Annotated in this window: 16 protein-coding genes and 1 riboswitch; of the genes, 11 read left to right on the forward strand and 5 right to left on the reverse strand. The window is 62.5% G+C overall.

Annotation, left to right across the window (positions count from 1 at the left end; translation table 11 throughout):
* Positions 1-117 precede the first annotated feature (117 nt).
* Genes BKK79_RS30135 through BKK79_RS30155 form a run of 5 tightly spaced genes read left to right on the forward strand, consistent with a single transcriptional unit; the run spans position 118 to position 4822 of the window.
* Positions 118-564 carry a TIGR03757 family integrating conjugative element protein gene (locus BKK79_RS30135; RefSeq protein ID WP_071039666.1) on the forward strand — a complete coding sequence of 149 codons (447 nt, stop codon included), beginning with the start codon at positions 118-120 and terminating at the stop codon, positions 562-564.
* Positions 561-1508 carry a TIGR03756 family integrating conjugative element protein gene (locus tag BKK79_RS30140; RefSeq protein ID WP_071039667.1) on the forward strand — a complete coding sequence of 316 codons (948 nt, stop codon included), beginning with the start codon at positions 561-563 and terminating at the stop codon, positions 1506-1508. The genes BKK79_RS30135 and BKK79_RS30140 overlap by 4 nt, the downstream gene beginning before the upstream one ends.
* A 9-nt stretch (positions 1509-1517) precedes the next feature.
* Positions 1518-2915, forward strand: coding sequence for an integrating conjugative element protein (locus BKK79_RS30145; protein WP_071039668.1), 1398 nt, complete (start codon positions 1518-1520; stop codon positions 2913-2915).
* Entirely contained in the window at positions 2912-3283 is a 372-nt protein-coding gene (locus tag BKK79_RS30150) for a hypothetical protein (RefSeq protein WP_071039669.1), read from the forward strand. Before BKK79_RS30145 ends, BKK79_RS30150 begins: the two co-directional genes overlap by 4 nt.
* A gap of 15 nt (positions 3284-3298) precedes the next feature.
* On the forward strand, positions 3299-4822 hold the full coding sequence (locus tag BKK79_RS30155) for a conjugal transfer protein TraG N-terminal domain-containing protein (protein ID WP_071039670.1): 1524 nt from the start codon (positions 3299-3301) through the stop codon (positions 4820-4822).
* 6 nt (positions 4823-4828) lie between these two features.
* Here the strand turns inward: BKK79_RS30155 and BKK79_RS30160 are convergent, their stop codons facing one another.
* From BKK79_RS30160 to BKK79_RS30170, 3 genes are all read right to left on the reverse strand, one after another.
* Complete coding sequence (locus tag BKK79_RS30160; protein WP_071039671.1) at positions 4829-5188, reverse strand: DUF3742 family protein; 360 nt, start codon at positions 5186-5188, stop codon at positions 4829-4831.
* A gap of 84 nt (positions 5189-5272) precedes the next feature.
* Positions 5273-5905, reverse strand: a complete 633-nt coding sequence (locus BKK79_RS30165) for an RES family NAD+ phosphorylase (RefSeq protein ID WP_071039672.1) — start codon at positions 5903-5905, stop codon at positions 5273-5275.
* Positions 5906-5917: 12 nt separating this feature from the next.
* Positions 5918-6544 (reverse strand): integrase, encoded by a 627-nt coding sequence (locus BKK79_RS30170; RefSeq protein ID WP_071040450.1) that lies wholly within the window; start codon positions 6542-6544, stop codon positions 5918-5920.
* A gap of 314 nt (positions 6545-6858) precedes the next feature.
* Here BKK79_RS30170 and mobH point away from each other — a divergent pair, with 314 nt between their 5' ends.
* Both mobH and BKK79_RS30180 read left to right on the forward strand, forming a co-directional pair.
* A complete protein-coding gene (gene mobH, locus BKK79_RS30175) occupies positions 6859-8697 on the forward strand; it encodes a MobH family relaxase (RefSeq protein WP_071039673.1) in 1839 nt (612 codons plus the stop codon).
* A gap of 342 nt (positions 8698-9039) precedes the next feature.
* Entirely contained in the window at positions 9040-10626 is a 1587-nt protein-coding gene (locus BKK79_RS30180) for an alkaline phosphatase (RefSeq protein WP_198173344.1), read from the forward strand.
* Positions 10627-10741: 115 nt separating this feature from the next.
* Here BKK79_RS30180 and BKK79_RS30185 read toward each other — a convergent pair whose 3' ends face one another.
* Entirely contained in the window at positions 10742-11533 is a 792-nt protein-coding gene (locus BKK79_RS30185; protein WP_198173345.1) for an undecaprenyl-diphosphate phosphatase, read from the reverse strand.
* A gap of 102 nt (positions 11534-11635) precedes the next feature.
* Positions 11636-12529, reverse strand: coding sequence for a MurR/RpiR family transcriptional regulator (locus BKK79_RS30190; protein ID WP_157128553.1), 894 nt, complete (start codon positions 12527-12529; stop codon positions 11636-11638).
* An 85-nt stretch (positions 12530-12614) separates the two neighbouring features.
* Here BKK79_RS30190 and BKK79_RS30195 point away from each other — a divergent pair, with 85 nt between their 5' ends.
* The 4 genes from BKK79_RS30195 (at position 12615) to BKK79_RS40690 (ending at position 18120) form a co-directional block, all read left to right on the forward strand.
* Positions 12615-13370: a COG4280 domain-containing protein gene (locus BKK79_RS30195; protein WP_071039676.1), complete on the forward strand. Its 756-nt coding sequence runs from the start codon at positions 12615-12617 to the stop codon at positions 13368-13370.
* A gap of 273 nt (positions 13371-13643) precedes the next feature.
* A riboswitch (Fluoride riboswitch) is annotated at positions 13644-13729 on the forward strand.
* 298 nt (positions 13730-14027) lie between these two features.
* On the forward strand, positions 14028-15620 hold the full coding sequence (locus tag BKK79_RS30200) for a MutS-related protein (RefSeq protein ID WP_084085335.1): 1593 nt from the start codon (positions 14028-14030) through the stop codon (positions 15618-15620).
* Positions 15617-17197, forward strand: coding sequence for a MutS-related protein (locus tag BKK79_RS30205; RefSeq protein ID WP_047349935.1), 1581 nt, complete (start codon positions 15617-15619; stop codon positions 17195-17197). The genes BKK79_RS30200 and BKK79_RS30205 overlap by 4 nt, the downstream gene beginning before the upstream one ends.
* 44 nt (positions 17198-17241) lie before the next feature.
* Positions 17242-18120: a prenyltransferase/squalene oxidase repeat-containing protein gene (locus BKK79_RS40690; protein WP_157128554.1), complete on the forward strand. Its 879-nt coding sequence runs from the start codon at positions 17242-17244 to the stop codon at positions 18118-18120.
* Positions 18121-18124: the final 4 nt, after the last annotated feature.

Below are 18124 nucleotides of genomic sequence, written 5' to 3' on the forward strand. Positions count from 1 at the left end.
TTTTTCATGGGCGCGAGACAAGCAGGTATGCGGGCAGTGCGCGATGCGCATTGTTTGTTGGGGCCGCGTCGGCTTCGCGTTTGACTACGGCTCTGATCAACTTCAAGGGCACGCGACATGCCAGCATCTCTTTCCAGATTCGCGCCGGGCTGGCGAACCCTCGGCCTGGCCGTGGCGCTGCCGGCAGCCCTGGCCGTTTTCAGCCCCGCCACCTTCGCTGCCGACGTGGTGGTCGTCACCGACAGCCGCCACCCGGTCAAGACCATGGGCGGCGAGCGGCTGATCGAGCTGGACGAAGCCCACAGGATTGAAGCGGAGCTTTCCGCTGGACTGCCCACCGACCCCGAACAGGCGACGGCCATCGTCAAGCGCCGGCTGAATGGCGGCGGTGCCAACCTACAGCGACGCATCGCTTCCGCATACCAAGGCGTCACCGACGCATGGAGCCTCGGCATCACCAGCCTCCCGGCCGTGGTGGTGGACCAGCGCTACGTGGTCTATGGCGAGCCGGACGTGGCGCGCGCCGTCGCGCGCATCGAGCAGCACCGGAGGGCCCAGCCGTGACCCGCCCATTCGACCTGATGCGCCGCCTGCGCGCCGGCGTGGCGTCCGTGCTACTGCTCAGTGCCACCGGCAGCTACGCCCTCAACACCGCCACCATCGTCGGCTCGGTGGCGTCGCCCGACTGCCTCGAATACCGCGTCGTCGGCATCTGCTACTGGCTCTACTGCACCTGGACCGGCTGCACAGTGCGCACGTCGATCAAGGTGCGCCACTACATCCCCGACGCAGTGGTGTCGTCGTACTCGAATACCGGCGAAAACCCCTGGGTCGAAGTCCGGGCAATGAGCACGCCCAACCCGTCCGCCCAAGCGGGCGGCGACGGAACCACGAACGAGGACCACGAAAACAACCTCGCCAAATTCAAGAACTCCGACGTGATCGGCCACCCTGGCGCCGAGGTGTTCAACCAGTTCGTCTCGTCCTCGGGCTACTTCTGCGAGGGCGCGGGCACGGCGTTCATGCCGTACTTGCTCAGCACCCTGGACACGCTGGCCTGGCGCTACAACGTGCCCGAGATGGCCTACCCGGAAGCACTGATTCCGGGCCGGCGTGAGGTCGGCGCACGCACCACGATGAACCTGTGGGGCAACGTGTATCCCCGTGGCGGCTTCCTGCACCAGACCGACGACTTCAAGGCCGGCGCAGTGGTGGCCCAGCGTGCGGGAGATGTCGTCACGCGCCGCGGGCAGATCCACGTCTATCAGCCTTTGCTTGCCAACTCCCGCGACGGCTACTGGCCGGCCGGCGCGCTGCTGGAAGGCGATGCTTCCACCGGCAAGTGGCAAGAACTCACGCCCGTCCTGTCCTCCTCCTGCACGGTCTTTCCGCGCAGCGGCTTCCTTACCCAGGCGCAGCAAGGCGACTACGCATGGGCGCTGTGGCGGCCGTATGCCTGCTGCGAACGCCGGGGCCAAGTGTTCCTGGGCAGCGTCGATTTCCTCTGAGGTGGTGCCATGAAGTTCCGTCCTGCATTCAATCCGTTCTCCCGCCGGGTACGTCCCACGGAGATCGTCCTGGCGCTGGCCGCCGCGCTCGCGTTGGGCAGCGGCGTGGCCTGGGGTCAACTGGGATACCAGACCAGCGGCAGCGTCATCGGCGATGACGTCATGTACTCGATCGGTGGCGGCAACGCCGTGTCGATGGGACGTGCGGCCGGCATGCGCTCCCTCGGTGTCGGCGTTGGCTGGAACAGCAACTTGATCTGCGGCGACATGAGCATCCAGACCACGTTGAAGAACCAACTTAATGGCATCACCAATGGCTTCCAGCAAATCATGTCGTCGGTGATCCAGAGTGCCACGAGTGCGGTGGCATCGTTGCCCGCGCTGATCATCCAGCGGGCCGATCCCGGTCTGTACAACCTGCTCACCAATGGCGTGCTTCAGGCGCGGCTCGATTTCGACCGCTCCAAGCTGACGTGCCGTGCCATGGCCGAGAAGATGGCCGAAACGGCGGGCGGCCAGCTCGGCTGGAGCCAGATGGCCGAAGGCCTGGCGTTGCGCGATGCCGTGTCGAGTACGGATGCTGTATCGGCCATCGAGCAGGCCGAGACGCGCCGCGGCAATGACGGCGTGCCGTGGGTCGGGGGCAGCAACGCGGGCGGCTCCGGCCAGTCCGCGATCAAGATCGTCGGCGACGTGACCCGCGCCGGCTACAACCTGGTCAACGGCCGCGGCGTGACCGACACCTCGTCCATCGCGCCGTCCAGTTGCAGCAGCCTCTCATGCCAGACCTGGACCTCGCCGCAGGCCGCCGTCGAGTGGGCTACGCGCGTACTCGGCGAGAAGGAACAGCGCACGTGCGATGCCTGCACAAAGACCGAGACGACGCCCGGCGTCGGGCTCACGCCACTGATTCAGGAGGAATACGACACCAAGCTGCAGGCGCTCCAGGATCTCGTCTCCAGGGCGAAGAACACGACGCCCGAGAACCTGCGCGAGGCCGGCAGCGCGTCGCTGCCCATCACGCGCGGCGTGATCGAGGCACTGCGCGACGAGCCCGACCAGCACCTGCTGTCGCAGCGCCTGGCGTCCGAGGTCGCGCTGGCATCCGTGCTGGAGAAAGCGCTGCTGCTGCAGCGCACGCTGCTCACGGGCAAGAAGGAGCCCAACGTCGCGGCGAACGAACTTGCCGTGGCGGCGGTGAACCACGAGAGCGACACGCTCGACCGCGAGATTCGCAACCTCAAGACCGAACTGGAGCTGCGGCGCGAACTGGCGAACAACTCGCCCATGGCGATCATCCAGCGCCACGGCACGCGCGCGGCCGGCTCGCGCGGCATCTACGAGGGCGATCCTGTGCCGGACCGTCTCGACCAGCTCCAGAAGGGCAATCCGGGGAGTCGGCCATGAGCGCGGCGCGCATGGCCTGGCGGCCGCTGCGCTGGTTGTTCAGCCGGCGCGCGGCGAAGACGCTGCTGTGGCTGGTGCTGATCGTTGCCGCTGCCGTGGGAGCGAACGTCGCGGGCATCTACCTGGTCGGCAGCGTTGCAGGCTGGGAACGGTGGCTGGCGGCCTCCGCCGGGTATTTCTTCATCTGGCGGCTGTGCGTGTACGCGGCAACGGCCTATGGATGGTTCTGGATGCGCCGCCGGGTGCTGGCCCGCGAAGACCAAAGCGGGACAGATGGACAGGCGCGGCGTCGGCTGATCCGCACCGAGGTCGCCGGCGTCGTCGCCATCGTCGCGCTGGAAGCCAGCCTGTTGATGCAGGCTGCTTGAGGGGAGATCGAGGCCATGACGCTTTTCACGACGGACTACCTGGAGTACTACCTCACCCTCGTGTCCTGGATCGTCAACAACGGTATCTGGGCCGTGCTGGTGTCCAGCGGGGTGTTCGCGCTGCCTTTCGTTGCCATCGTCGTGCAGGAGTGGCTGAAGGCCCGTGCGGAAGGCGCTGACGAGGGCAACAAAGGCGTTCTGAGTGCCGCCCGTATCGAGAACCGGGTGTTCGTCGCGATCGTCGTGGTGATGTTCGCGGGCATTCCGTTCATCGACGTGGACCTCAGCACCATCCAGTACGACAGCTCGCGCTCGGCACAATGCCAAGTCAGCGTGCCGCAGCCCATGGAAACCGGCTGGTCGCAGTCCTTCAGCACCATCAACAACCAGTCGGCGAAGGTGCCGGTCTGGTGGGCCTTCATGCACGCGCTCTCGCGCGCGGTCACGAGCGCCTCGGTGGCGGCGATCCCGTGCGGCACGGACCTGCGGCAGATGAGGATGGAGATCGACGCGACCCGCATTGACGACCCGGTACTCGCTCAAGAGGTCGCGGACTTCTCGCGGGATTGCTATGGGCCTGCGCGGGCCAAATTGTTCATGCAGCGCCCGGATCTCGATGAGCAGCAGATGCACGACGTGACCTGGATCGGCTCGCGCTTTTTCACGGACACGGGGGGCTACTACGACAACTACCGCTCCAGCACAGCGCGCGAGGCATGGCCCTATGACGATACCCGCGATGCGGGGCTCGCGCAGGTTGCCAATGGTGGCGGCTACCCGACCTGCAGGCAGTGGTGGTCAGACGGCAGCAACGGCCTGCGGGCACGCCTGCTGGGTCAGGTGGACCCGAGCCTGCTGAATCGCCTGGCGGGCTGGGCCGGGTTCCTCAGCCGGGCCGAGGTGGACGATTCGGTAATCCGCGCCATCGCGTCACCCCGGCAGCAGAAACTGAACCAGGGCAGCGTTTATACGGACTACGGCGGTCAGATCGACAAAACCCTGCCGAACATCGTGACGCGGGCCACAGGCGACGTCGGGATGGCAGTCGGCGCGATTGCTGCGTTTCCTGCCATGGACGTCGTGCGCCAATCCCTGCCCATGGTGCTCGCCTTGCTGAAGATGGCGCTGGTCATCTGCATCCCGCTCGTGCTGGTCGTGGGCACCTATGACCTGAAGACGGTCGTCACCGTCAGCGTGGTGCAGTTCGCGCTGTTCTTCACGGACTTCTGGTTCCAGCTCGCACGCTGGATCGATTCGACGATTCTGGACGCGCTTTATGGCTGGGGCTTCGGCTGGAACCGACCGCACACCAACTTCGACCCGCTGGTGGGGTTGAACAACGCCTTCGGGGACATGCTCCTGATGTTCATCACGGGCACGATGTTCATCGTGCTGCCTACCTTCTGGATCATGGCCTTGGCTTGGGCGGGCGTTCGCGCCGGTAACGTGCTGCAAGGCCTCGCCGGTGCCACTGGCGAGGCCAAGGCTGCCGGTGGGAAGGGAGGAAGTATCGCGATCAATGCAGTGTCGAAGAAGTGATCACTGCTAGTCGTCCTCGACATGAGGATCAATGCGAAAACCGTCGTAGGTGTACAGGCCGAACCCGGCTGGCCCGTTTCGCCATTCTGGCTCGGGCAACTCCTCGCCCAAGTCGGCGTTGCGGGCCATCCAGGCAACGACCATGACGCACACCAGCAACAGAGCCAGCCAGAAGGTGGTGTACAGCAGCGCCCCGAGCGCGGCCAGCTTGACCACCCACACGAGCACGACGGCGCCAGCTACCGGCACTCCCTTGGAGATCAACCAGTTCGACGCCCGCCGTTCGCCGCGCGCATAGGCACGCCATCCGCGGCCAAAGGCGCGGCCGAGGCGTTCTGCGGTGCTGGTGCGGGTCGTCGTGTTCATGGTCGTCTCCTGCTGCTGAGGAATACCTATTTCAGTTTGCTCCACTTCATTCGGTTTGAAGCTTCAATGTGTTCTCTTGCTGCTTCAGGACGCCTCGTCATCCGGCTCCACCGGGCCAGGATCGGGTTCCACGCCGATGCGGTAGGTGGCAACGAACCGCGGCCAGTCCACATGGTCAACCAGCTCGATGTCCTCGACAACGCTGACCTTGGCTCCCGCACGCTCGAACAGGGCGATGCTCTTGGCGGGATAGTTGTTGCGCGACGGATAGAGCACCCCGTCGAACAGCGCTTGGCCATCATCTCCGAGCATCGCATGCACCTGGGCGGACACCTGCTGCGTGTACGTGTAGTCGCGGCTGGCCAACTGCTCCAGATTCAGGCCGAAGTAGCCCGCCATGACGCCCGGTGCCGTGAGGTCAGCCAGAAGCACGTCATCCAGCACGCCTACTGCGCGCACCATCCGGGCCTGGACTTCCTTCAGGGCAATGGAGCGCTTCGTGTCTTCAAGCCACTGGTGCTTGTGGAACACCGACTCCATCAGCGCCGTGGGCAGGTCGCGCCCCAGGTAGAGCACGCCGTAGGCCCCCGCCGGGTCATCGTAGCGATTCGTGCTGCTGCGGCCATAGTACAGCGGGCTGCCCCGATAGACGACGCGGCTCACATGCTGGAGCAGTTCACCGGCATCGATCAGGAACGAAGGCAGCTCGTGGCTCATGGTGATCTCGCTTCAATGCACCTGGACGCCCAGCACGTTGAACACGGCCTCGGCCACGTCATCGATCGTGCGATGCGTCACCGCATCCACCGGCGAGCGACCGCCCAAGCCTTCGAGCGGTTCGGACAGCGCGCGGTAGATCGTCCAGTGGTCGATGCCCTCGACTTCCTGAAGTACGGTTTGAGTCAACTGCTGCTTCACCGGGTCGAGCTGCCAGTCGGGCAGCTTCTGGCCGCGCGGCCCCACGTTCAGCGCCAGCAGCCGACGGGCGAGGATGTCCTTGTAGATTTGCTGGCGCGACTTGTCCGCCAGCTTGGCGAACTCGGCGGGCGGCAGGTTGTGCGGCTGGTTGAAGGCTTCCAGCAGCACGGCGCGGCCTCGCTGGACGTCGGTTTCAGTCGGTGCCCAGCGCGTGTCGGCGCGCAGCGCGGCCACCTTGCGCTGCAAGGCCTGCGCCACCGTTTCGCCTTCGAGGTTGGCGGGCAGCTTCACCGCTTCCACGCGCTCATGAATGAACGCCTGCAACTCGGCCGCGAAAGCCGGAGCATTGCGGATTTCGACGGTATCCGCGAAGCGGCGCACATCCTCCACCGTAACGCGCGGCAGACGATCGGCAATGAATTCGATGGCAGTGGGCATGGTCATCTCCCAGGTAGGTTTGAGACAGGATTCACTCTAGTCTCCTTTGTCGCCTTTGTCAACTTTGTCGCCTGAGTGAAAGCCTACCTGGCGGGTAGCGTCTTGGGAGCATAGACCGGGGCCAGCGCCGGGTCGCCACCCAATCCATTCGTGCGGGTTCCACATTGACGCTGGAGCCGCAACCCAGGCCCCGCTATACCGAAACGGTTAAAGGCCAAAGGGTCAAAACGGCAAGGGAATGGGGTGCAAGGGGAAAGGCCCTACCTCGAAAAGGCCAAAAGGCCTCCCGCCCGGCCCGCCATCAGGACACCGACATGCTCTCCCTGTTCCAGCGAAAACGGCCCCCGGTCGCCGCCGCTCCATCGCCACCACCCGCCGCCGACCTCCCGAAAGGGTTGATGCGGCCGGACTCGGCCGCATCGCTGCTAGCCACCCCGCGCCGGCAGAAGCTGCTGGAACACATCTGGCAGCGCACATCGCTCTCGCGCAAGCAGTTCGCCACCCTGTACCGCGTCCCGCTGGAGCGCTACGCGGAGCTGGTCCAGGCTTTCCCGGCCTCCGAAGCGCACCACCACGCCTACCCGGGCGGCATGCTCGACCATGGCCTCGAAATCGTCGCCTACAGCCTGAAGCTGCGGCAGTCCCATCTGCTACCCATTGGCGCCAGCCCCGAAGACCAGGCGGCGCAGGCCGAAGCCTGGACTGCGGCCGTCGCCTATGCCGCACTGCTCCATGACATCGGCAAGGTCGCGGTCGATCTGCACGTCGAGCTGGCCGACGGTAGTACCTGGCACCCATGGCACGGCCCGCTGCGCCAACCGTACCGCTTTCGCTACCGCGATGATCGCGAGTACCGGCTCCACAGCGCCGCGACAGGCTTGCTCTACCGGCAACTGCTCGATCGCGACATGTTGGACTGGCTCAGTGGCTATCCGTCCCTGTGGGCACCGCTGCTTTACGTCCTCGCCGGGCAGTACGAGCACGCCGGGGTGCTGGGCGAGCTGGTCGTACAGGCCGACCGCGCCTCCGTCGCCCAAGAGCTGGGCGGCGATCCTGCGCGCGCTCTGGCCGCACCCAAGCACTCGCTCCAACGCAAGCTGGTCAACGGGCTGCGCTACCTGCTCAAGGAAGAGCTGAAACTGAACCAGCCCGAAGCCTCCGATGGCTGGCTCACTCAGGATGCTCTATGGCTGGTGAGCAAGACCGTTTCCGACAAGCTGCGCGCGCACCTGCTGTCTCAGGGGGTCGATGGCATCCCTGCGAACAACACCGCAGTGTTCAATGTGCTCCAGGATCACGGCATGTTGCAGCCGACGCTCGACGGCAAGGCGATCTGGCGCGCGACCGTGACCAGTTCCACCGGCTGGTCACACTCGTTCACCCTGTTGCGGCTGGCACCTGCACTGATTTGGGAGCCTGGCGAGCGGCCGGCGCCGTTCGCCGGGACGGTGGCGATCGACATGACACCAGCCGACAAAGAGGCCGATGCTTCGGTGCAATCGCCGGCACTCGCGACAACACATCCTGCCGAAGAGCAGCATCCTGCTCCGTGGACGGACGCTGGCGCCGCTGCTGCCCCGGTTCACCCGTCCGCTGCCCAGGCCGTGCCCGATGTCATGGAAGACATGCTCGCGATGGTGGGAATGGGTGAATTGCCTGCCGTCCAGCAGGATGCAGAAGCCGTCTCGGTCGAAGCGCCTGCCGCAGGCCCCGAAACGCCTGCGCCGTCACTGGCTCCATCATCAGCGCCCGCGCCCACGGCCGCGCAGCCATCCGGTGAGCACTTCATGGCATGGCTGCAACAGGGCGTCGCCTCGCGGCGGCTCATCATCAACGACGCCAAGGCGCTCGTGCATACCGTGGGCAACACCGCCTACCTGGTCAGTCCCGGCGTCTTCCAGCGTTACGCGCAGGAACACCCGCAAGTCGGCACGCTGGCGAAGCAGGAAAGCCAACAAGATTGGCAATGGGTACAGAAGCGTTTCGAGCGGCTGCAACACCATCGCAAGCACCCCAACGGCCTAAACATCTGGACCTGCGAGGTGACGGGGCCTCGCAAATCCCGCCGCCTCCACGGCTACCTGTTGGACGATGCTCGGCTGTTGTTCGCGGAAATGCCGCCGAACAACCCCTACTTGTCGCTCGTGCAATAAGAAGATGAAGACCGCCAAGTGTCATAAACGATGGCGGGGATGTTGTAAATACTGCATTTTTCAAGCAGCTATTGTAGTGTTTACAACCTATTGCCCGTCGTAGCGGTCAAGCCACCGCTTTAGGAGATACCTGTGTATGTAGTCCCGCACAACAACACGCGGCCCCATGAAGTCGATGCTCCAGCAACACCGCAATCCAGGGTGTGCAAGAAGCCATTGAGCCGTACTCGCAGGTGCGTGCGGAATGTCGCTCCCTTCGCCTGTGCGTTCGTGCTCACCGCTTGCGCCAGCACCCCACACACCACGGCACCACCCGCAAACACCGCCGACTCCCATATCACCGTGCCGATCATTCATCACCCGGACGGCGAGACTCCGGCTTGGTGGTTCCGCGATGGTGCCGCGCAGGCCGCCGCGCGGGGCGCAATGCACGGTCATGCGAAGAACGTCATCATTTTCCTCGGTGATGGCATGAGCTTGACCACAGTCACTGCCGCGCGCATTTTCGAGGGGCAGCGTAAGGAAGGCAGCGGTGAGGAAAACCGCCTATCGTGGGAAAACTTCCCTGCTACTGCACTTAGCAAGACCTACAACACCGATTCGCAAACGCCCGATTCGGCCGGCACCATGAGCGCGATCGCCACCGGCGTGAAGACACGTGCCGGCGTGCTCAGCATCGGCCAAGGCCCGAAGCGTCAGGACTGCACCGGCGCGCTGGCATCGCCGATGCTGACGATGTGGGAACTGGCTGCGAGCGCCGGCATGTCGGCCGGCGTAGTGACTACCGCACGTCTGACCCACGCCACGCCGGGCGCTACCATTGCCCATTCAGCCGAACGCAACTGGGAAAGCGATGCTGATATGCCACAGGCTGCCAAGGATGCCGGCTGCATCGACATTGCCCGCCAAGTAGTCGAGACACCGTTCTGGCGCGGGTTCGATGTGCTGATGGGCGGTGGCCGCAAGAATTTCATGCCTGCCTCGCAACATGACCCCGAATATGACGACAAGGTCGGCGGGCGACTTGATGGCCGCGATCTCATCGCCGTATGGCAAGAGCGTCACCCTGGAGGCTCCTATGTCTGGAACAAGCGGTTGCTCGAAGCCGCGCCAACCGACAAGCCACTGCTGGGCCTGTTCGAGCCGGAGCACATGCAGTTCGAGCATGATCGCCCGAAGGATGCTGCCGGTGAACCCTCGTTGGCAGAGATGACCCGCGCTGCGATCACCCGACTGGCGCGCAACCCTGAAGGCTACGTGCTGCTGGTCGAAGGTGGCCGCATCGACCACGCCAACCACGCCGGCAACGCTTACCGTGCGCTGACTGATACGGTGGCGATGAGTGATGCGGTGCGCGTCGCCTCAGAAGTCACGTCCGCCGATGACACCCTCATTGTTGTCACCGCAGACCATTCGCATACGTTGACCTTCGCTGGCTATCCCGTGCGCGGCAACCCGATACTAGGCAAGGTGCATGGCAGCAGTGGCGAAGACAATACGGTCGGCTTGGCCACTGATGGCATCGGCCTGCCTTACACCACTCTCAACTATGCCAATGGCCCTGGTTATACCGGTGCCAGCAAATCGCAGCCTGCCGGATCGAAAAGGTATCCACACACGGGCAACGGCTTCCAGCCTGCCACTGGTCGCCCCGACCTGACCCACGTGGATACGGAAGACCCGGACTACATGCAGGAAGCCACGTTGCCGCTTTCTGGTGAAACGCACAGCGGCGAGGACGTGGGCATTTGGGCACGCGGCCCAGGCAGCGACGCAATTCGCGGCAGCGTAGAAGAAAACGCAATCTTCCACTTTGCCGTACAGGCCACCCCGCGGCTGCGAGGTGCGCTCTGTGCAAAGCACCTGTGCGACGCCAGCGGCGTGCCGGTGGAATTGCCAAGAATCAGCACCTTCCAATCGCCCCAGTGATCGGTTAACAGAGGTGCAGCAGCCATGTCGCTCGCGTTAGAAGAGACCCGCCTGAAGATAGCGGAGTACACAGGCATTGGCTCTGCGCGAGTGCGACACGCTGGCCGCGTTTGGATCACATCCAACCTCGGCCAGCGATCACCAGCAACAACGCGCCCAGTGCGATTCGGTAGATCGCGAACGCTGTAAACCGATGTGTCTGAATGTAGGACAGCAGCCATTTGATGGCGACAAATGCCGTGATGGTGGACACGATGAATGCAGTACCGAGAGCTACCCAATCTTCGTGTCCACCGCCATGCTTGAACTGACCATATAGTTCATAACCGCTTGCGGCATACATCGTCGGTATGCCAACAAGAAAAGCAAATTCGGTCGCGGCTCCACGATCGCCTGTTCCCGTCAGCATCGCCGCAAAGATAGTTGCGCCCGAGCGAGACGTGCCGGGAAAAATGCCCGCCACGATCTGCGCAACTCCCACAGCAATGGCGACAGTCCAAGTCACCTCTTTTTTGGAGCTACGCTTTTCTGAAAATCGCTCGGCAGCCATCATCCAGATGCCACCGATGATGAGTGCCCACGCGACGGGCGCAAGCGTAGTCGGCAATTCCACGCCGGCCGCCTTGGCAACGAAGCCGAGCACGGCGGTAATCAGAAAGGCAAGTGCCAGCTTACCGATATAGAGACGATTCTCGGGTTGGTGCCAGCTCACGGCGAGCGTGACCAGACGACGCCAGTAAACGATCGTCACGGCCAGCATGGCGCCGGCCTGGATGACAATATTGAACGTGTCGGATCGCGCCCCCAGCCAGTGTTCTGCAATGAGCAAATGCCCGGTGCTGGAAATCGGCAAGAACTCGGTTATCCCCTCAATAATGCCGAGGATGATTGCACTCCAATCCAACATCGTTGCTCCAAGGTGATTGGCGCGACGTATCGCGCTTCTTTAGAAATGTTCGAGATTCACGTGGATTGGAGTCTTGATTGCCAACTGCCAGTTGCATGTGAATCAGCCATCGTCCTTCGGTACAGGAAGGTTCACCGCTTTGCCTGCCAACTTCTTCCGTAGGTCGTTGAGTGTTTTTAGGCTTGCGACCGTCTCAGTGGGCCGCTGGGTTGCGATGCCTACCAGCAAGGCTTCGATGAGACCGAGCGTTGCCGTGTGCATGCTCAGCATGTCCGCACGTCCTCGTGCCACGGGGAGGACTTGATCGACCTGCTGCCGAAGTTTGGCGGCAAGTGTGTCCGTCAGAAGCAGCGACCCCAGCCTCTGCCGTTTGATTTCACTGAGCAGCAAGGCCAGTTCTTCATACACTCGTCCATAGGCAAGGATGACAACGAGATCCCCCTTGCGTAGCGTCCGAAGGTCATCAGCAAACAGAAGGCCGCTATTGGTCAGGCTCGCGGCATCCAATCCGAATCGCTTGAGTTGCAGAACGAGATAGGTTGCTATGGCGCTTGATGGCCCCAAGCCGAAAACGAGGACTCGCTGGGCCTCGATCATGCTGCGAACGGCTTTCTCGAAATCCTCTGGCTTGATCGAGCGGCAAACACTTTCGAGAGACTGCCGGTGAATCTCCATCGTCACGTCGAAGGCCACTGCCGGACTGGAGCCAACTTCATCCAGCGTTCGCGCGAGCCGGTCGGCCGGCGAGATTGAATCACGCAATTCGCTGGCGAGTGCGCGCCGAAGATCGTCAAGACCGGCGAAGCCCAAGGCCCTGGCGGTACGCACGATCGTGGCATCACTGGTGTTTGCTTTCGCCGCCAGTGCGGCGGCAGATGCGATTAGAACCTGCTCGCGGTTCTCCTGAAAGAACACCGCGACGCGCCGCTCTGCCGGACTCATCCGCTCGATGCTGTTCGCAATTCGCTCATCAAAAGTTGACGGTGTTGGCGGCACGTGTGGGTGCTCCTTGACTTATGTTGTGAACACGACGAAAATTCTATCCCATAGGTAGCAAACACTACAACCCAGTTGGACCCCAATGAACTCTCTTGCCTGGAATATCGCTGCGCCTGCTATTGGAGCCGCCTTCCTTGCGTCGCTTGTCGAGGTTGTGGAAGCGTTCACGATCGTTCTAGCGGTCGGCATCTTGCGCGGGTGGAAACCGGCGGCACTTGGCACTGCTGCGGCGCTCATTGTGCTCACCTTGGTGATCGTGGTGCTAGGCCCATTGCTCAACCAAGTGCCGCTTCACTTCCTCCAATTCGTCATCGGGGTGTTGCTTCTCCTGTTTGGCATGGGATGGCTCCGCAAAGCGATTCTCCGAGCGGCAGGTGTTATTCCGTTACACGACGAGGCGGCCATCTTCGCGTCCGAATCTGCACAACTCGCTGACGCGGGTGCCCGCCAGCGCACGTCGCTCAACTGGATAGCGGGCATGACTGCGTTCAAAGCGGTATTGCTGGAGGGTTTGGAAGTCGTTTTCATCGTTATTGCCGTAGGTGCTGGTCGAGGACTGCTATGGCCCGCTGCCCTGGGCGCACTGGCAGCCTGCATCGTCGTCCTCACCATCGGAATCATTGTTCATAAGCCGCTGGCGCGGGTGCCGGAGAACACTTTGAAGTTCGGGGTTGGCGTCATGCTGTCGGCCTTTGGCGTGTTCTGGACGGGCGAAGGTCTCGGCGTCGAGTGGCCGGGCCAGGATTTGGCATTGGTGGTATTCGCAGGTGTGTTCCTGGCCGTCGGCCTTGCAACCGCATACCGCCTTCGGCGAGTGCGTATGGAGATGGCGCAATGAGTATTCTTCGTGATGTTGCCAAGGAACTACTCGGAATGTTCCTCGCGGACGCGCGACTCACTACGGCAACGCTAGTGCTTGTCGCACTCGTGTCTGCTCTTGTCCTCGCCGTAAAAATTGAGCCGCTTTGGGGAGGATTTCTGCTCTTCTTGGGCTGTCTAGCAATCCTTGTCAGTGCAGCCTCTCGCGAGGCAAAACAACGCGGTTTTCGATGACTCCCGCAGACGAAAATTAGTCAACGCTTGATCTATCAGATAGGCGCGATTGCTATACTGTATGCGTGGAGATGGCATACCTCCACCCCAGAAGTAGAGCTGGGAAAACCGCACTTTCAAAGTGCTGATGATGCCTACAGGTCCTGATCGAGGACGCTGTGGGCTGTCGTCCACCGCGCTCGCCGATCTGTTTGTACCCCACTCCCAGGTCGCGTAGATGCGTATAGAAGAATTTCTCTCCGCACATCGAACCGGAGCCCAACCCTCCGGTGTTTGGCTTGTGCGCGCTGGTGCGAGGATGCACTCGGTCAGGCCAGCGTGGTCGCTATACGTGATCAAGTCTTGGTTTCGCGCCATGACCGGCTGGAGACAGAATAAATCCGACTCCCACCCCTGCAGCGCCATGCGGCGCGTCAACATGCTATGGGAATAGAAAGCAGCTATGGAAACTCCACTCGCTGATACTCACCCCAAGAGCGTCCAGGCCAATCAGAGCCAAGCACGAGAGATTGCGTTCCAGAGCATCCTGGGCGAAGGCCCAAGCATCCACATTGCGCAGCAACCCGAGTGTTTTCACGACCTCGGGCTGGATCAGGTGGTGCAAGCCGTCGTGGCGCCCTGGAAGGAGTATGACCTCGCAGGGTTCTTCCATGCCAATCTCATGTCGGAGGATGCGATCGTCTTCCGGCAGGAAGTGATGCGCGACCTTGAACAACCGGACATCATGGCTGCCGTGCGCGGGTTCACCGAGCGGTTGCGCGTGATGCGCCAGCAATTGCCGCTGGCGACCAAGGCCTACGACCAGCACGAACGCAACCGCTGGCATCTGAATGCGGTGCAACGCTATGGAGAGGCCATCGTTGAACTCGATCGAGCACTGGCTCCGCTGGCACTCAATTCCCGAGGCTTGCAGCGCTGGCGCGAGTTCGTGCGGGCGTATGTCGAGTCCGCGCCCTTCAAGCGCCTCATGGAGCAGGCAGCGCAGTTGGTGCGGGACTTGGCGAGCATCACTTATGCGGTGACGATCTACGGCCCCAACGTCTCGGTTCGCAACTGTGCGGATGAGCCGGACTACACCGTGGAGATCGAGCGCACCTTCGCCAAATTCCGCCGCGGCGCAGTGAAGGACTACCGTATCCAACTCCCGGTCAAGGAGGGCCTCAACCACATCGAGGCGCAGGTACTCGACTGCGTCGCGCAACTGAACCCGCAGGTGTTCGGCGCGCTATCGGCGTTCCGGGCCGAGCATGATGTATTCATGGAGCCCCTGGTCGAGCGCTTTGACCGCGAGATCCACTTCTACATCGGCTGGCTGGACTTCATCTCCCCGTTCCGCAAAGCAGGCATGGCGTTCTGCCATCCCTCCGTGTCGAATGCCACGAAGGACATCCAGGTCTATGGCGCATTCGACCTGGCGCTAGGGCTGCGCCTGTTGAACCAGGAAAAAGCGATCGTCTGCAACGGCTTCGAGTTGCATGGCGCCGAGCGGATGATCGTCGTCACCGGCCCGAACCAGGGCGGCAAGACGACATTCGCGCGCATGTTCGGCCAGTTGCACTGGCTGGCAAGCCTCGGCTGCCCGGTGCCGGCCACCGGGCCGGCCCGGTTCTTCCTGTTCGATCGTCTGTTCTCGCACTTCGAGCGCGAAGAGGACATCCGTAACCTGCGCGGCAAGCTGCACGACGACCTGGTGCGCATGCATCGCATTCTGGAGCAGGCAACACAGAACTCCGTCGTGGTGATCAACGAGATTTTCTCCTCCACGACCTTGCAAGACGCACTGTTCCTCGGCCGTGAAATGCTGGAACGCCTGTCCCGGCTCGACGCCATCGCCGTATGCGTGACGTTCCTGGATGAGCTGACACGGTTTTCCCCCAAGGTGGTCAGCATGGTGGCGGCGCTCGATCCAACGGACCCGGCGGCGCGCAGCTTCAAGCTTGAGCGGCGGGCGGCCGATGGCCTGGCGCATGCGCTGGCGATTGCCGAGAAATACCACGTCACCGGCACCTGGTTGAAGGAGCGGATCGCGCCATGAAAGCCTTGCTGATGCACCCTGACCGGGACTTCGACGGCGAGCAGCCCGTTCCCGCGCATGCCCAGACCCTGGCCCAGGACCTCGAACTGTCCACGCTCTGGGACGCGATGGCGGGAGGAGACGCCTTCCTGCGCGACGTGGCGCGCAAGGCCATCTTGCTATCAACCAACAACGACGCTGAGACCGTGCAGCATCGGCAGCAGGTGCTGGCGGATGCCATAGCGCATCCGCAGGAAGTGCGCGAACTCTACGCCCTTGCGGTTGAGGCGATCGAGGGTCGCAAGAAATACTGGTTCGGCGTGTTCATGAATTACCCCAGTGGCGTCTTGCGCAGCGCCATCGGGCTGATGCAGTTTTTTACCGAGATGCTGCAAAAGCTGCGCGTATTTGCCGAACACAAAGGGAGAGACTTCAGCTCGCCGGGGTTCAGCGCGCTCTTCGAGATGCTGCGCACGGAGTTCGATGACAGCTACCTGGCCACGGTGCGCCAGCATCTGAAGACCCTGAAATTCGATGGCGGCGTGCTGATCAGCGCCTCGCTTGGGCACGGTGGAGAAGGCGTGGGCCATGTACTGCGATTGCCCCCGGAGAAGCCGTCCCTGTGGGAGCGGCTGTTGCACCGGGGACCTGCGCAGTACGGCTTTCGGCTGCACGAGCGCGACGAGGCGGGCGCGCGGATGCTCGGCGAAATCGAGGATTGCGGTGTCAACCTCGTGGCCAATGCGCTGGGGCAGTCTTGCGACCATGTCCTGGGGTTCTTCCAGATGTTGCGCACGGAGCTGGCGTTCTATGTGGCCTGCCTCAATCTGCACGAGCAGTTAGGCCAAGCCCAGGCGCCCTGGTGCATGCCTGCAATGGCGGATACAGGCGCGCTGCAATTGGCTTGCAACGATTTGAGGGACGCATGCCTGGCGCTCAAAATGGGGTCCGGCGTCGTGGGCAACACGGTGCAGGCCCAGGGCAAAGGGTTGATCGTCATCACGGGGGCCAACCAGGGCGGCAAGTCCAGTTTCCTGCGCGCTTGCGGCGTGGCGCAACTGATGATGCAGACCGGCATGTTTGTCTGCGCCCAAGCCTACGCGGGCGAACGCTGCAACGGCGTTTTCACGCACTACAAGCGCGAGGAGGATGCCTCGTTCAAGAGCGGAAAGCTCGATGAAGAGCTGTCCAGGTTGAACGATATTGCCGACGCCATCCAACCAGGATGCCTGTTCCTGTCCAACGAATCCTTTGCTTCGACCAACGAGCGGGAAGGCTCCGAAATCGCCTGGCAGACGGTGGAAGCGTTGCGCGATCGGCGGATCAGGGTGATGGCCGTCACGCACCTGTTCGACTTCGCGCACCGGCTCGCGGCGGACAACCGGGCCGATGCCTTGTTCCTGCGTGCGCAGCGGCGCGAGGACGGCTCCCGATCGTTCAAGCTGGAAGTGGGGGAGCCCTTGTCCACTAGCTTCGGCGAAGATCTATATGCACAGGTGTTTGGTGCCAATGCAGACCAGGCGAACGTGAAAGAAAAGCCCACAGGCGCAAGCGTAGCGCACGATGACAAAAGGCCGGTAACCGGAGCGCAGACGTGATATCGATCGATGCAAAACATCAAAGCTCTCCGGGAGGATATGTCATGCCCTTGGATTCACCATCGGCCTTTAATCTCGTACCGTCCATCGAGACACGCTTGAAATCCGCCGTCCACCTTGCGCGCAACTATATTCTGGAGCGGGCATCGCCAGGCGGCGGGTTTTGTTTCTACCGTGGCTATCACCTAGAGGAGCCGAATCTCTCCGATACCTGGCACAGTACGCGCGCGTGGACGCTGCTGACCAATGCACTGCTACCGGAGCGAGCAAAGCATATCGATTTCGTCCTTTCTCAAGGCATCGGATCGCAGCCTTTCGCGCTGTACCACAGGGTGCGCAGCTTGCAAGAGCTGCAAGCGGAGGACCCCGATGCTCCACGGGTACGCGAAGCCGTGGCGTCTTTACCACTGACGCTGCCACACGCGAGTGCTCCAACACTTCAAGCATCGCTGCATGCCTTGTTCTACAGCCTTTGGCTGAGGCAGCACTTTGGTCTTCCGATGGCCGGAGGGCATTCTTTGGGGCAGGAGTTGCAAGCTATGGAGAACGTCGAGGGCGGCTTTGGTCGCCCTTCCAACCTGCACGACACGGTCGAGGCGCTACGGGTGCTGGAAGTGTGCGGCTGCGGCGTGGAAGAGAAAACAGCGAACTTTGTAAGGCGCGTAGCGGTTGCCGGGTTTGGCTTCCGGCTAACGGAAACCTCCCTTTCGCCGTGCTTGGAAACCACATGCGCAGGAATAGCCTGCAGCATCAGCCTCGGTATTCCCATTGACTATGCACTCGACGCTATTGACTTCATCCTGGCGTGCCAGACTGGGCATGGAGGGTTTGCATTCCGCCCCGGCGGCCTACCTGATTTGGCGTGGACGCATCTGGCATTGGAAACGATCTACGACTGGTTAAACGCCCAAGCCGCTCCATGATGAC

The organism is Cupriavidus sp. USMAA2-4, from assembly GCF_001854305.1.
Lineage (GTDB): Bacteria > Pseudomonadota > Gammaproteobacteria > Burkholderiales > Burkholderiaceae > Cupriavidus > Cupriavidus malaysiensis.